The 16,266-nt window shown below is 32.3% G+C and carries 12 protein-coding genes; 3 read left to right on the plus strand and 9 right to left on the minus strand.

What is annotated here, in order from left to right; genetic code table 11:
* Positions 1-66 precede the first annotated feature (66 nt).
* Positions 67-2,301, minus strand: coding sequence for a ribonuclease R (rnr, locus tag BMY39_RS02245; protein ID WP_092574856.1), 2,235 nt, complete (start codon positions 2,299-2,301; stop codon positions 67-69).
* A 615-nt stretch (positions 2,302-2,916) separates the two neighbouring features.
* On the opposite strand from rnr, the gene rpiB reads away from it, so the two are divergent.
* Genes rpiB through BMY39_RS02260 form a run of 3 tightly spaced genes read left to right on the plus strand, consistent with a single transcriptional unit; the run spans position 2,917 to position 4,722 of the window.
* A complete protein-coding gene (gene rpiB, locus BMY39_RS02250) occupies positions 2,917-3,351 on the plus strand; it encodes a ribose 5-phosphate isomerase B (protein WP_092574858.1) in 435 nt (144 codons plus the stop codon).
* A gap of 3 nt (positions 3,352-3,354) precedes the next feature.
* Positions 3,355-4,275: a cation diffusion facilitator family transporter gene (locus BMY39_RS02255; RefSeq protein ID WP_092574860.1), complete on the plus strand. Its 921-nt coding sequence runs from the start codon at positions 3,355-3,357 to the stop codon at positions 4,273-4,275.
* 3 nt (positions 4,276-4,278) lie between these two features.
* The gene (locus BMY39_RS02260) at positions 4,279-4,722 is read left to right on the plus strand and encodes a GNAT family N-acetyltransferase (protein WP_092574862.1); all 444 of its coding nucleotides are present in this window, start codon (positions 4,279-4,281) and stop codon (positions 4,720-4,722) included.
* A gap of 2 nt (positions 4,723-4,724) precedes the next feature.
* Here the strand turns inward: BMY39_RS02260 and BMY39_RS02265 are convergent, their stop codons facing one another.
* From BMY39_RS02265 to glgB, 8 genes are all read right to left on the minus strand, one after another.
* A complete protein-coding gene (locus BMY39_RS02265; RefSeq protein WP_092574864.1) occupies positions 4,725-6,272 on the minus strand; it encodes a T9SS type B sorting domain-containing protein in 1,548 nt (515 codons plus the stop codon).
* A gap of 81 nt (positions 6,273-6,353) precedes the next feature.
* The gene (locus tag BMY39_RS02270; RefSeq protein WP_177176528.1) at positions 6,354-7,667 is read right to left on the minus strand and encodes a T9SS type B sorting domain-containing protein; all 1,314 of its coding nucleotides are present in this window, start codon (positions 7,665-7,667) and stop codon (positions 6,354-6,356) included.
* A 36-nt stretch (positions 7,668-7,703) separates the two neighbouring features.
* A complete protein-coding gene (locus tag BMY39_RS02275; RefSeq protein WP_092574868.1) occupies positions 7,704-8,567 on the minus strand; it encodes an OmpA family protein in 864 nt (287 codons plus the stop codon).
* Positions 8,568-8,614: 47 nt separating this feature from the next.
* Entirely contained in the window at positions 8,615-10,249 is a 1,635-nt protein-coding gene (locus tag BMY39_RS02280; RefSeq protein ID WP_092574870.1) for a S41 family peptidase, read from the minus strand.
* 8 nt (positions 10,250-10,257) lie between these two features.
* Positions 10,258-11,061, minus strand: coding sequence for a DUF4349 domain-containing protein (locus tag BMY39_RS02285; protein ID WP_092574872.1), 804 nt, complete (start codon positions 11,059-11,061; stop codon positions 10,258-10,260).
* A gap of 10 nt (positions 11,062-11,071) precedes the next feature.
* Entirely contained in the window at positions 11,072-11,449 is a 378-nt protein-coding gene (rnpA, locus tag BMY39_RS02290; RefSeq protein WP_092574874.1) for a ribonuclease P protein component, read from the minus strand.
* Between the two features lie 144 nt (positions 11,450-11,593).
* Positions 11,594-13,996 (minus strand): glycoside hydrolase family 31 protein, encoded by a 2,403-nt coding sequence (locus BMY39_RS02295; protein ID WP_092574875.1) that lies wholly within the window; start codon positions 13,994-13,996, stop codon positions 11,594-11,596.
* Between the two features lie 353 nt (positions 13,997-14,349).
* Entirely contained in the window at positions 14,350-16,257 is a 1,908-nt protein-coding gene (glgB, locus tag BMY39_RS02300) for a 1,4-alpha-glucan branching protein GlgB (protein ID WP_092574877.1), read from the minus strand.
* Positions 16,258-16,266: the final 9 nt, after the last annotated feature.

The raw sequence follows: 16,266 nt of genomic DNA on the forward strand, positions 1-16,266 counted from the left end.
TGCTTAAAATTATTCTGTTTTAGAATTTCACTTAAACTCATAGATTTATTTCAATAATTAGAAACTTTAGTTTGCTTTTCCAATTAAATTGAAATCTAAATGTTTTTTTACTAAATCAGTGTTCTTAACTTTTACAATAACTTCATCACCAAGTTGATAAACTTTTCCGTTACTTCTTCCAACCATAGCATATAAATCCTGATCGAATGCATAATGATCGTCTTTCATATCACGAACACTTACCATTCCTTCACATTTGTTTTGAATAATTTCAACATAAATACCCCAATCTGTCACCCCAGAAATTACACCTACAAACTCTTCATCCTTATGATCTTCCATAAAACGAATTTGCATGTATTTAATAGAATCGCGTTCCGCTTTTGTGGCTAACATTTCCATATTACTAGAATGTTGGCATTTTTCTTCATAATCTGCTTCATTTGCAGACTTTCCACCGTCCAAATAGCGCTGTAATAAGCGATGTGCCATTACATCAGGATAACGACGAATTGGTGAGGTAAAATGGCTATAGTAATCAAACGCTAAACCATAATGCCCAATATTATGTGTGGTATATTCAGCTTTACTCATACTTCGTATAGCTAAAGTATCTACTAAATTTTGCTCTTTCTTACCAACAACGTCCTGTAACAAATTGTTTAAGGATGCTGTTGTAGATTTTCTATCCTTGAAATTAAGTTTGTACCCAAAACGACTTACTACATTTTGTAACGAAGCAAGTTTACTTTCATCTGGTTCGTCATGCACCCGATATACAAACGTTTTTTTAGGTGATTGTTTTCCTATAAATTCTGATACTTTTCGGTTTGCTAAAAGCATGAATTCTTCAATCAACTTATTAGCAGCTTTACTGGTTTTAAAGTATACGCCTTCTGGATTATTATCTTTATCTAAATTGAATTTTACTTCAACTTTATCAAATGAAATAGCACCATCGCGCATGCGTTTACTTCTCATAATTTTAGCGAGTCTGTCTAGAGTTAAAATAGCTTTTGCTAACTCTGGTGTGGTATTGTACGCTTTTCCTGTAAGCGCAACTTCTTGTGGAATTTGAGTATTAATTTGTGACGTTTCGACTGCGCTCAACGTGACATTCGCATTATTTTCGATAACCGCTTGTGCTTCTTCATAAGCATAACGGGCATCACTGTAAGTAACGGTTCTTCCAAACCATTGGTTTTTAATTTCAGCTTTATCATTCATTTGAAATACTGCAGAAAATGTATATTTCTCTTCATTTGGACGCAGTGAACACGCATTATTTGATAATACTTCCGGCAGCATTGGTACTACACGATCTACTAAATACACTGAGGTTGCACGCTCGTAAGCTTCGTCATCTAAAACTGTACCTTCTTGTAAATAATGCGATACATCAGCAATATGAATGCCTATTTCGTATAATCCATTATCTAACACTTCAAAAGAGAGCGCATCGTCAAAATCCTTAGCATCTTTTGGATCTATAGTAAAGGTTAAATCTTTACGCATATCCCTACGTTTTGCAATTTCTGCTTCAGTAATAGAGGTATCCAATTCATTAGCAAAAGCTTCTACTTCATAAGGAAATTCGTGTGGTAATCCGTACTCTGCTAAAATCGCATGGATTTCAGTGTTATGTTCTCCAGGTTTTCCTAGAATTTTTAAAACCTTTCCATACGGTGAATCTGCTTTTTCTGGCCAATCTTCAAGCGATACTAAAACTTTATCTCCATCTTCGGCTTTTAAGGTTTTATTAATTGGTACAAAAATATCTTTGTACATTTTATTGCTATCTGGAATTACAAAAGCGTAATTACTATTCTTTTGAATTTGAATAACACCAACATATTCAGATTTTGCACGTTTAATAATATTGGTTATTTCCCCTTCAACCTTGCCACGTTTCCTTCTCTTGTACGCATAGAATTCTACTTCATCCCCATTCAAGGCTTTATTAATATTGTTTGATGCGATAAAAACATCTTCTTCAAAATCATCTGATATAATATAACCAGATCCTTTTGCAGACATATCTAAAACACCTGTGTGATATTCGGTATTCACTATAGCTTTAAATTTACCGCGTTCTACTTGTTCTATTTCTTGTTTTGCAGCAAGTTTAGCTAAGGTTTTTATTATTTGATTGCGACTACTAGCATCGTTTACACCAAGTTTTGCAGCTATTTGTTTGTAGTTAAAGGCTTGGTTTCTTTCTTTTTTTAATATACTTAAGATTGTATTTGTTAGGTTGGAAATCCCTTTTTTTCCGGATTTACCTTTTCTTTTTTTACTCATTTAATTTTGTAATCATATTCATTTCCTAAAAGTGTTAGGAATTCATTCTAAATAAACTCAATAGAAGGTGAAGTAAAGCTATTAAGTTTTTACAAAGCTACGGTTTTAATATTAAACTATATAAAATCTTTGTTAAATCGAAGTTATCCACATTATATATTATATAATAATTTTTCTTTTAAAATTTAAAAAAATAAATGATGGTTATTATAGTGTGTTGATAGCGGTATAACTTTTTTAAGTTTTATTTTGATATATATGTTATTGAATGTTGTTGATAGGAAATTAACAGCTTTAATAATTGTAATAACTTAAAATTTAGTTGATTTCAATTTACTATGAACAATTGTTCACAACCTAAACTAACAGCTATTTTTTAATAAGTATTTTAATTAACAACACTTAAAAGTACACAATGAAGTGCTGATAACTTAACTAAAAATTTACATTAACTTATTTGCATGTAAACTAAAGGTTACGGATTGAAAATTTTAAGTGATTTTCCTAATAATTTTTATAAAAATCCATCAATAGATATTAACAAGTGATTAAAAGTTTAGTGAACAGAAATTGCTTTTAGTAACTTTGCAACATAAATGTATTATTTTAATTATTATGACAATCTCTATAGGAAACGATCACGCAGGAACAGATTATAAATTTGCGATAAAAACGTTATTAGAAAGTAAAGGTATTACAGTTAATAATTATGGTACCGATACTAATGATAGTGCTGATTATTCAGACTTTGTACATCCTGTAGCAGAAGATGTAGAAAATGGTAAATCTAAATACGGCATCTTAATTTGTGGTAGTGGTAATGGTGTAGCTATGACGGCAAATAAACATCAAAATATTAGAGCTGGTTTGTGCTGGAATAAGGAAATTGTCCATCTAACCCGCAGTCATAATAATGCTAATATTTTATGTATTCCTGCAAGATATACGGCTTTAAAACAAGCTGTAGAAATGGTAGAGGTATTTTTAAATACAGAATTTGAAGGCGGTAGACATAAAAGGCGTATAGATAAAATACCATTATCTTGTTAATATATGTCACATTCTCATGGTCATAATCACTCGCATCATCACCATGGCGACTTAAAAGGTCGTAATCTTTTCATATCTATTTTACTAAATATAGTTATTACTGTAGCTCAGGTTATTGGTGGTATAATTTCCGGTAGTTTATCACTTTTAAGTGATGCGCTACATAATTTTAGTGATGTACTTTCACTTATTATCAGTTATGTAGCTAATAAACTAACTAAAAAAAAGGCCTCAACAAAAAAAACATTTGGTTATAAACGTGCTGAAATTTTAGCAGCGTTTATTAATGCGGCCACATTAATTATTGTGGCTATTTTATTAATAATTGAAGCTGTAAAACGTTTTCAAAATCCACAAGAAATAGAATCTAATTTAGTGATTTGGTTATCTTTTATTGCAATTTTAGGTAATGGTTTTAGTGTTTTATTACTCAAGAAGGACTCTGAAACTAATATGAATATGAGAAGTGCATATTTACATTTATTAACCGATATGATGGCCAGTGTAGCAGTTTTAGTAGGAGGCTTATTAATGAAATATTACGAATTGTATTGGGTTGATAGTGTTTTAACATTTATAATTGCGTTGTATTTAGTTTGGATGGGGTATGATTTATTAAAAAACTCAACAAAAGTATTGATGTTATTTACACCTGATGCTATTCCTATTCAAAAAATAGTAGATGAAATAAATGCTTTTGATGCTATAGAAAATGTTCATCATGTACATGTATGGCAACTAAATGAAGAAGAAATACATCTTGAAGCACATATTGATTTTACTGAAGATATCACGTTATCAAAGTTCGATGAGATCTTAAAAGATATTGAAACTTTAGTATTCAAAAAGTATGACATTAACCATGTAAATATTCAGCCAGAATATGGTAAAGATGATGCAAAAGAAGTAATTGTTCAGGATTAAGTTATGATAGATATTAAAGTAAAATATTTTAAAGAACTTAGTATAAATGAGCTTTACGCTATGCTTCAATTACGCAGTGAGGTATTTGTTGTAGAACAGGACTGTGTATATCAAGATATTGATGGTAAAGATCAAAAAGCGTTACATGTTTTAGGGTTTAAAAATGGAACATTAGTAGCATATACGCGACTTTTTAAGCCAAGTGATTATTTTAAAGAAGCTAGCATTGGTAGGGTAGTTGTGAAACAAGACTTTAGAGACTATAAATATGGATATGACATTATGAAAGCTTCTATAGATGCAATAGAAACGTATTTTAATGAAAGCAAAATAAAAATTTCAGCTCAAGAATATTTGAAACAATTTTATACTAATTTAGGTTTTAAACATCTAGGAACATCTTATTTAGAAGATGGTATTCCACATATAGCTATGATTAAAACATAAGTTTAACGTTTAAGAGCAAAATAACCTCTTAATATTTCTCTATTATTTAAGGTAATTTCGTACCAATAGCTATCGTTTGGTAGACGCTGTCCATTAAAGGTACCATCCCAACCTTGAGAATTTCTGGGTAGATATTTAATAAGTTTTCCAAACCTATCGTAAATTGAAATTGTGTTCACAATATTATTAGTATCACGTACTTGCCAAAAATCTCGTTTCCCATCGTTATTTGGTGTAAAGAACTTAGGAATAAATACACCATTATCTGAAATAAATACGTTAAAACTAGATTGGTTTTCGTAACAACTATTTTTAATATAAATATATATGGTTTGTGATGTGGTAATATTGGTACCAGCATTTAATTGTACTCCTGCACCAAAAGCTTGTGTAAAATAATTTCCAAATGATAGAATGGGAAGTGTATATGATGGTGCAACTACATCATCAAGAACATCAATTTCAAGAAAATCATTTACCACGGTCGCGCATTCATCCCTAGAAGCAACAAATCTAGATTGTGTATCAATATTGGTCCAATTTGTTGTACTGTAAAGAACATCATCCACAAAAACACAAACCAGCTCACCGTTTAAAGTGGCATCAAAAAGCTGCATGTTCGTATTATTAGAGTTATTAACATATAACTGACATAACTTATTATTACTACAGTCAAGAATATTTAATAGTGAATTATTGGAAACGTCAAGCGCTTCAATAAAATTACCTTGACAATACAGTTCTTCTAAATTATTATTAACGCTTAGATTTAATTCTGATAGTTGGTTTTCACCACAGCTTAATACTTGTAGACCAGTAGTGTTTGTAAGATTTAGTGCATTGAGATTATTTGATAAGCAATAGAGCCATCTTAGATTTCTATTAAAGGATAAGTCAATAGTCTCTATATTATTATACTCAAAATTAAAATCCAAAAGCAAAGGATTATTAGTAACATCAAGCGTATTTAAATCATTATTTCCACAATGAAAAATTTGTAATTCGGTATTCGAACTAACATCAATATTTGATAATTGGTTACCAATACAGAAAAGCGTGTTTAAAGATGTGTTATTAGAAACATTAAGCTCTAACAATAAATTGTTATTACAAATTAACGACAATAGATTGGGGTTATTAGAAAGATCTAAAGTTGGGATTTTATTAAAATTACACCAAAGTATGCGTAATCTAGGGTTAAAAGAGACATTTAAAGCGGTAATACCATTAAAAGCACAAAACAATTGAATCAGATTTGTATTGTTAGAGATGTTTAGTGCCGTCAAATCGTTTTCAGAGCAATCTAATACTTCTAAGGCTGTAAAATCTTCTATTCCGGTTAAATCGTTAATGTTCAATAAAGAGACATCTAGCTCTCTTACAGTGTTAATGTTTGCTGTTGGCACAAAATTATCTAGAGGTGCAACATCGTAGCCTAAATTAATTAAAGCTTGCTCAAAATTATCATCTGGAACAAAGGTGTTTTGAGCTACACCAATAAAATTGATTAGTAAAAGGAAAAAAGAGAAAAAGTAGAGATTGTTTCTCAATTAAAAAAGGTTTTATTTAAATAGAATTTGTTTTGACAGAGATCAATTAAGCTCTTCGTATGTAATTATTTCTAGATATAATTATCGTTTTAAAGCAAAATACCCTCTTATAATTTCTTTGTTATTTAACACTATTTCGTACCAATAGCTATCATTAGGTAAGTCTTTACTTTTAAATGTCCCGTCCCAGCCCTCGGATGCTGAATTTAAAGATTTTAATAACTGTCCATACCTGTTATAAATAGAAATATTGTTTATTAAGTTTTTATTATCAATTACTTTCCAAACATCATTTTTACCATCATTGTTTGGAGTAAAATATTTAGGAATTAAATAACAGTCTTCTGTTATTAAAACTTTAAAACTAGATTCATTACTAAAACAATCATCCTCATTATATATATATATTGTTTGTGATGACATTATTGTTTCACCTTCAAACAAAGGTACCCCACCTCCTTGAGAAGAGCTATAATAATCTCCATGAATTAATTTTGGCAAAGTGTATGATATCCCTATAAAGTCCTCAAAACTATCAACAGGTATTCTCATATTGCATTCATTTACAGATATAACATAATTTAGGAAATTTAAAGGAGCCCAAAAAGATCGATCACTATTTATATCATCTACAACGACACAAGTTAAATCTATATTACCAGTAAAATCAATTAATATGGTATCTTCATTATTTCCGTTATTTAAATTTAAATAACATAACTCATTGTTGCTACAATTCAACTCGATTAATTCAGTTTGTAAAGACAAGTCGAGTTCGGTAATAAAATTATTAGAACAGTTTAGAATATTAATTTTAGTATTATTAATTAAGTTTAATAAAGTAAGATTATTGCCATCACAATTCAATTGAGAAAGATTAATATTCGCTTTTAAATCTAAATTTCTAATAGAATTATTACTACAAATTAACCTACTTAATTTTAAATTTGAAGACACATCTAATGTTGAAAGATTATTGTTTTCACAAGTTAAAACGGTTAATTCAGTGTTATTAGATATATCTAAAGTTGTTAAACCATTCCCTTCGCATCGAAAAGAAGTTAGGTTTAAATTTTTACTTACATCGATGCTAGGTAACATATTGTTAAAACACCAAAAAATCTGTAAATTTTTGTTGTCACTCACATCTATTGTGCTCAATCTATTACCTTGAACAAATAACTGTGTTAATGCCTCAAAACCTTCTATCCCAGTGAGGTCTTGAATATTTCTACTACCTAAAGTTAAACTTTGAACATTAATAATATTTGCTGTTGGTACATAGTCGTCTAATGGAAGGGTGTCAAAACCTAAATCAATAAGTATCTGCTCAAAATTATCATCTGGAACAAAGGTGTTTTGAGAAAACCCTATAAGAGTTGATAAAATTAACAAGCTAACTAAAGGGTAAAATTTGTAGCACATCACTAATTATTTAGTGTTGTCTCCAACATACGTAATTAAAATCTCTACGCGCCTATCAAATTTTGGGTCACCACCCAAGGGAAAACGTCTTCGCATACCTACGAAACGCATACGTTTTTTATCTACGCCTTTTTTAGCAAAATAATCGTACACATATTTAGCCCTGGCAACCGAAAGATTTCGTTTTTTAGTTCTTTTATCAACAGCATCTCTTGTGTATTTAGTGCAACATACGTGGCCCTGAATGGTAAAATAAATATCATCGCGCTCAACTAAAGCTTTCGCTATTTCCTCCAATGTTTTTTTCGAGGAAGATACAACGGTACTATATCCCGTTTTAAAAAGAATATTTTCAAATATAATTTTATCCCCAACGTTTAAATCTCCCTTTATGCGTTCTGGAACGGTAAGGTTTTCAGTTATTTGTTCTGTATCCGGTTCTTGTTTAGCTTTGGGCTCGGGTACTTTTTCAGTAACAATAATTTCTACTTTTCTATTAAGCCCCCTAATTTTAAGAATGTCTTTTTCGTCAACTATTTTAAGAAGTATTTCCCCTTTGCCATCAACATTTCTGATTAAGGATTCGCTTATTTCATTATTTGAGAAAATCGTTTTAATTTCATCTGCACGTTGTTGAGATAGTATCATATTATAAGAATCTGCACCTACATCATCACAAAAACCATAAATTACGATAGATTCAATTTCTAAATCCTGAAGTTTGGAAATAAAAAGGAGTAACCGATTTTCTTCCGTTTTAGGCACTACAAATTCGTCAGTATTAAAATATACATCGTGTGTGTATTGGGTTTGAGAAAACCCTACACATATTTGAAAGCATAACAATATGATTACAAGTAGTCTATGCATTCTTGGGGAAAATCTATTAAAGGTTAAAGATAGTATTTTTTAGAAATCTACCTTAAATAATCCATGTACGTCATGGTATTACCGAGGATTTGCGCACTTTTCTGTATATGCTCATCATTACTTTTATAATACTCGTACAAACCTTCGCGATAAGCGTAACGCTTTACAATTTCCTCCGTGAGTGATTGTAAAATGAAATCTTTGTGTTCATCTATGGCCTGATCTTTTGAGTCTTTTAAGCCAGAAATTAATGCGTCGTAATCTGTTTTTATATCATCATTTAAATTTTCTTTAATAGAAGTCTCATAAGCCTTATATAGTGCTTTTTCAGTATCGGTTGTAAAGGAGAAATTGTTATTATCTAAATACTTTTTAAATGCATTAAAATCAGTATCATTTAATTTTAAATTATCAATATGTAATGACGGGTTATTATAATAATAGTCCGTTGCAAAATCAAAAATTAAATCGCTGCTAAGTATGGCTTTTGTAATTGTGGTGTTTTTTACTTTATTTATTGTAACATCAGGAAATATACCACCACCATCAAAAACCTTACGCCCGTTTTTGGTTTTAAATTCATTGTAGTTTTCTTGTTTTACACGAACCGCTTCACCTTTTTCATTTCTATTCCAATAATCTAAAGATTGAATACACCTTCCAGAGGGTGTATAATACCTCGAAATAGTAATTTTTATTTGTGTGCCATAAGTAAGTTGTTTTGGGCGTTGCACCAAACCTTTGCCAAAACTGCGCGCACCAACAATTACAGCCCTATCTAAATCTTGTAAAGTACCTGATACAATTTCACTGGCCGATGCGCTCGAACCATCTATTAAAACCACTAATGGAATTTCGGTATCTAAAGGATCCCTAGTTGTAAAGTATTGTTTGTTATATTTTTTTACTTTAGATTTTGTAGTAACCACCAATTGGCCTTTTGGCACAAATAGATTTACAATATTTACAGCTTCGTTTAGCAATCCACCAGGATTACCTCTTAAATCTAAAATGAGGCGTTCAGCACCTTGCGCTTTTAAGTCTCTTACGGCATAACTGGTTTCAGCAGAAGCTTTACGGTTAAATTTACTCAATACCACATACCCTGTTTTTTTATCTACCATAGAGTAATGAGGTACGGCTTTTATATCAACTTCTGCACGTTCTATGGTCGCGGTTTTTGTTTCATTATTCCTTTTAAAAGTAACATTTACTGTGCTTCCGGAGGCGCCTTTAAGCAAATTTCCAGAATCTTCCTTGTAGTCAGACACAAGAATATCTCCAACTTTTATAATTTCGTCCCCAGCTTTTAAGCCGGCTTTATCTGCGGGATAATCTTTGTAAGGTTCTACAATAACCAATTTATCTTTTAAGGTTTTTACGCGCGCACCAATACCAGTATAGTCTCCCGTGTTATTAATTCTTGCAGCCTCTACATCCTGTTCGTTCATAAAACGGGTGTAAGGGTCTAAATCGTCCAACATACTTTTTATGGCTGTATCCATTAAATCTGCAGGATTGGTTTCATCCACATAATTCATATTGATTTCTTTATATAGCGTAGTGAAAATTTCTATTTGCTTCGCTATTTCAAAAAAATCATTTTTAAATGCTGTTGTACTTAAGAACAAAACACATAAAAATGTTGGAACCAATATTTTCTTTTGAAGTAGTTTTTTCATGAGAACTATTATTTTTTATTTTTTTTAAGATAACGCCTTAACAAAAACACACCAACCCCAACGATAATAACTAAAGGCCAAATATAAAGCAGGCCTAAAAAGAATATTGAAATACCATTAAAACCGCCTTTTACTGCATTCCACATTTTTGTGCCATAACTTGATGCTATTGGGGCTTCAGAGGTTAGTTTATAAAATTCAATATCAATTGTACTTAACGATACTTTATTTTGAAGGTATTTTAAACGCCCTTGTTTTGCTTCAATTTCTTCTCTAATATTAGATAATTCTCGTTCAATTTCGAGAATTTCCTTAACATTTTTAGCTTTGTCTAAAAGCTCTAGATAACGTTTTTCTAAAGTCTGTTTTGCTTTTAATCGTGCTTCTAAGTCTATAAACTCCTCAGTTACATCTTTGGCTGAAATGCGTTTATTGTCAAAATAAGATATATTTTTACTAATAGAATCTATTGTGGGTTGAAAGTTTGAGGTTGGAACTCTTATAGTTAACCTCCTTGTAATTGTGTTATAAGATTTATTAGAGTTATCGTCTTGCACAAAACCCTTATTGGCCTTTACTGCTGAAATAATTTGATGATAACTTTTTTCTAAGTCCTGTGTTTCAAATTTTAAGTAGGAGGTCTTTATTATTTTTTGAGGCGCTTCTTCGGGTATGGGTGATACCAAACCATTAATAGTCGAAGCGTCTTTGTAAACAGTTTCAGGAGCGGATGTAAAAGTGTCATTTTCTGATGGAGGGGACGAGCACAATAAAGGCAATGTAAGCAGCAAAAAGTAGGACAATAATTTCATAACACATGTTTTAATCGTTTGAACCGACGGTTAGAAATTTTTCAAATAGCCGTTTCATACTGGTTTCAACTTGGGCAAATGTGGGTTTTTCTTTGCCAATGTACAAAATCATAAACGCGTGTTGTGTTGTTAAATTGTTAAAATAATGCGATTTATTTAACCTGTAAGCCTCTCTTAGTAAACGTTTTATTCTATTTCTATCCACTGCGGTTTTAAAATGACGTTTACTAACCGAAACTCCGGTTTTTACCAAAACGTCTTCATTAAAAGTCGTGCTTAAATATACCAGACGCAAAGGAAAAGCAGAAACTGATTGTCCTTCAGCAAAAAGCTGGTCTATCAATTTTTTGCTTTTGAGTTTTTCTTTTTTTGGGTAGGTATATTTCAAGTTATAGGAATTGTGGCGTTAAAGGTAATGAAATGGTGGAATTTTTATTTTTGTGTTACTCCAATTGATTTTGATGAAGGTAATAAAAAAAGCCTCTACTTATTTCTTTAAGTAAAGGCTTTCATTACTATAAATTGAGATATTTTACCCAACAATATGCAATTCAGTAAATTCTTTTGTTAAGGTTAAAGAATTATCTCCGTTAATCTTCAAGTCTTTTAAGTTAATATCAACATTATCCACTTGTACCTTTTTAATTTTAAAAGGCAACCCATGTAATTTCAGCTTAAAGGTCTTGTATGTTGTTGTAAACTTCCCTGTTTTGTGTTGCTGGATAATCAACTCATTTTTCTTTCCTAGCAACTTAAATGTTCTTAAACTATATCTACCCTTAATGTAATCATAACCGTCATTAGCATCTTCATATACCATAGATTCTTCTTTACCTTCTGTATAATATACATCGAGCGATAATTCATCAATGGTTTTCTCACCAACATACTGTTGAATAGGATATTTAGGTATTATAGCACCTTCTTTAACAAAAATTGGCATACTGTCTAAATCTGCATCAACCCAGATCTCTTGTCCTCCCGTAACCAACTCATCCGTCCAGAAATTATACCATTTACCTCTTGGAATATACATACGGCGACCTTTTTGGTTAGGGCCGTTTACAGGGCACACCAATATTTTTTCACCAAAAACAAACTCATCGTTTCTGTAATGTGTTTGAGGGTCTTCTTGATCGTAAAGTACTAATGATTTTAAAATTGGAATACCTTCCTCTGCATATCGCCAAAACGCTGTGTATAAGTAAGGTAATAACTGGTACCTTAACTCAATAAACTTTCTTACAACATCTGTAATGGTTTTTCCAAAAGCCCAAGGTTCTTGGTCTCCATGATCCCCAGAAGAATGCGTTCTGCAGAATGGGTGGAAAATACCTAATTGTATCCAACGCGCATATAATTCACCGTTAGGCTGCTCTGCAAAACCACCAATGTCTGATCCTACGAATGAGAATCCTGACATTGCCATACGCTGCGCCTGTAGATTTGCAATATTTAAGTGATCCCAGGTTGCGATGTTATCACCTGTCCAACTTGAGGTATAACGCTGTGTACCAGAATAAGCAGCTCTTGTTATCACAAAAGGTCGTTTTGGATAAGAGAATTTTTTTAAGCCCTGGTATGTGGCGCGTGCCATTTGCATACCGTAAACGTTATGTGCTTTTCTATGACTACAATGGTTCCCGTCATAATCATGCCTAACATCGTTAGGGAAAGTCTTTCCTGGAACATCCATTACTGCAGGCTCGTTCATATCGTTCCAAACACCTTTTACCCCTATATCTTCTACTAGTTCTTTAAAAAGATTAGACCACCAGTCTCTTACTTCTGGATTGGTAAAATCTGGGAAGTAACATTCACCAGGCCATACCTTACCTTTCATATATGGGCCATCAGCGCGCTTACAGAAATAATCTTTTTCTAGCCCTTCCTTAAACACAGAATAATCCATGTCTATTTTAATTCCCGGATCTATAATAACAATGGTTTTAAAACCATCATCCGCCAATTCCTTTACCATGCGTTTAGGGTTTGGAAAATATTCCTTACTCCAAGTAAAGCATCTAAACCCTTCCATGTAATCGATATCCAAATAAATGGCATCACAAGGAATTTGTAGTTCTCTAAATTTCGCAGTGATTTCTTTTACATTCGACTCTGGATAATAACTCCATTTACACTGGTGGTACCCTAAAGTCCAAAGTGCAGGCATTTCATGTGGCTTACCAGTTAAGTCTGTATAATTGGCGACAACCTCAGACATTTCGGGCCCGTAAATAAAATAATAATTCATTTCCCCACCATGCGCCCAAAAACTTGTGATATTTCTTCGTTCTGAACAAAAATCAAAGAACGAACGAAACGTATTATCAAAAAAGATACCGTAAGCTTTTTTATGGTGTAACGCTGTGTAGAACGGAATTGCTTTGTAGATAGGGTCTGTTTCTCTTCCGTAAGCATAAGAATCCGTTACCCAATTTTCAAAACGCTTACCTTTTAGATTGTTGTCTACAGGCTTGTCTCCAAGGCCATAGTAGCTTTCACCAGGTTGTGCCGTTTTAGACATTTTTACAACATCACCACCAAACTCATAACTTTCTTCCCAGTGGAATCCTAGTTCGTCTTCACAAATTAAGGTTTTGTCTTTAGCGTCAAAAATGGAAGCTCTTAAATCTGTTTTTGAAATATTACAGATTAACTTTGATGTTGTTATAATGTAATAGTCATCATCTTCGGTTACTTCTAAGTGGTTGTAACCTCTACTTGCATATTTTGTAATAGCATAAGAGAAGTCGTTTTCAAAAATACCAGTTGTTGTAAACCTGAATCGCAAAATACTATCGCGACGTACGGTTACTTCTAAAACTACGCCATTATCGGCAGTAAATGAGAGCACGTTAAGGTTTTTTTCGTACTTGACTATTTTTGACGGAAATAAATTCCCTTTATATTCTAATTCTGTATTTAATATCATGCAAACGAGTATTAAAATTAATTAACGAAAGTACTAAATTTTAAATGCTTGAATACGTTATTTTTATAAAAAAAAGGGTTAATTAATTAGACAAAATATAATAATAGTTAGGTTAAACTATTAAGTTTTTAAGAATGTATTAATTGGCTATTTTTTATGGTCTTAGTTGGTGATGGAATTTGAAAAAACCGCTTTTAACAGTATAATATTGTTAAGAAATTACTTTAAAAGCTTCTTTTTTGAAACCGAACATTAAAAAAAGTGCGCAATACGGTAATTACGCACTTTAAAATATAGTTTTATAAGCGCCGAGTAGCACCTTAAGATAAATCTAATTTTCTTCTATGGGCATTTTATTTAAACTCAAAAACAGTAATAGCAAGAGGCGGCAGTGTTATTTCTGCAGAATATGCCTTACCATTCCAAATTTCTTTTTTAATTGTGATTTGTTTTTTATTAGCAATACCGCTTCCTCCGAATTCCTTACTGTCGCTATTAAAAATCTCAACAAGCTTACCTTTAAAGGGTACGCCTATTTTGTAATTTTTTCTAACGGAAGGTGTTAAGTTACATACCACAGCTACACTTTCCGTTTCATTATAACCTTTTCTCATATACGAAATCACGCAATTTTCATGATCGTCATAACTAATCCATTCAAATCCTTCATTAGTAAAGGCTTTTTCATAAAGCGCTGGTGTATTTTTATAAAGTTTGTTTAGGTGTTTAAAGTAATTTTGAGTGTCTTCGTGGGGTTTAAAATCTAATAAATTCCAATCTAAACTACCCTGAAAATCCCATTCATTGTATTGCCCAAATTCACCACCCATAAACAAAAGTTTCGTTCCAGGATGCGTAAACATATAGCCATATAACAACCTTAAATTTGCAAAACGCTGCCATTCATCTCCAGGCATTCGTCCTAAAATGGAGTTTTTACCGTATACTACTTCGTCGTGCGATAGTGGCAACATAAAATTTTCGGTAAATGCATATGCCAAACTAAAAGTAATTTCGTTTTGGTGATATTTCCTATATATAGGGTCTTTTGCAAAATATTCCAATGTATCGTGCATCCAGCCCATCATCCATTTCATTCCAAAACCTAAGCCTCCCATAAAAGTTGGTTTAGATACCATTGGAAAAGCCGTAGATTCTTCAGCTATGGTTTGCACATCTGGGAAAGACGCATAAACTTCTTCGTTTAATTGCTTTAAAAAGTCAATAACAGCAAGGTTTTCCCTTCCACCGTAAATATTTGGTTCCCATTCGCCATCTTCTCTAGAGTAATCTAAAAATAGCATAGAGGCAACGGCGTCAACTCTTAATCCGTCAGCATGATATTGGTCTAACCAAAAAATAGCATTGCTGATTAAAAACGAACGTACTTCATTTCGCTCATAGTTAAAAATTAAACTTTTCCAATCTTGGTGGTAACCTTTGCGCCTATCGGGATGTTCGTATAAATGTGATCCGTCGAAAAACCCGAGCCCGTGTGCATCTTCAGGAAAGTGTGATGGCACCCAATCTAAAATAATACCTATATCGTTTTGATGGAGCTTATCCACTAAGAATTTAAACTCTTCTGGATAACCATAGCGTGATGTTGGGGCAAAATAGCCCGTTAATTGATAACCCCAAGACGGATCGTATGGGTATTCCATAATAGGCATTAACTCTACGTGTGTAAAGTTCATTTCCTTAACGTAGTTTACTAAATCATCAGCCAATTCATGATATGACATGAAACGGTTTTCTTCTACGTTTTTTTTCCACGAGCCTAAATGTACTTCGTAAACAGAATAAGGCGCATCAATAGCGTTATTCTTTTTACGTTTCTTCATCCAATTACTGTCTTTCCATTTGTAATTATCGTCCCAAACAATAGAGGCCGTTTTTGGTGGATGCTCACAGCGTCTTGCATACGGATCTGCTTTTTCGGTTTTTACATCATTATGATGGCTCTGTATTTTGTATTTGTATATAGCGCCTTTTCCAACTAATGGTATAAAGCCTTCCCAAATACCACTGGCATCCCAACGCACATTAAGTTGATGTTCTCCTTCCATCCAAAAATTAAAATCTCCAATTACAGAGACCTGTTTGGCGCTTGGTGCCCAAACAGCGAAATATGTGCCTTCAATACCATCAACGGTAACAAGATGCGACCCGAACTTCTCATAAAGGCGGAAATGTTTTCCTCCTTTGAAGAGGTTAATATCGAATTCTGTAAATAAACTGTACGGTTTAACGTGTGCCATAGTTTGTTG

Source organism: Hyunsoonleella jejuensis (assembly GCF_900111025.1).
GTDB lineage: Bacteria > Bacteroidota > Bacteroidia > Flavobacteriales > Flavobacteriaceae > Jejuia > Jejuia jejuensis.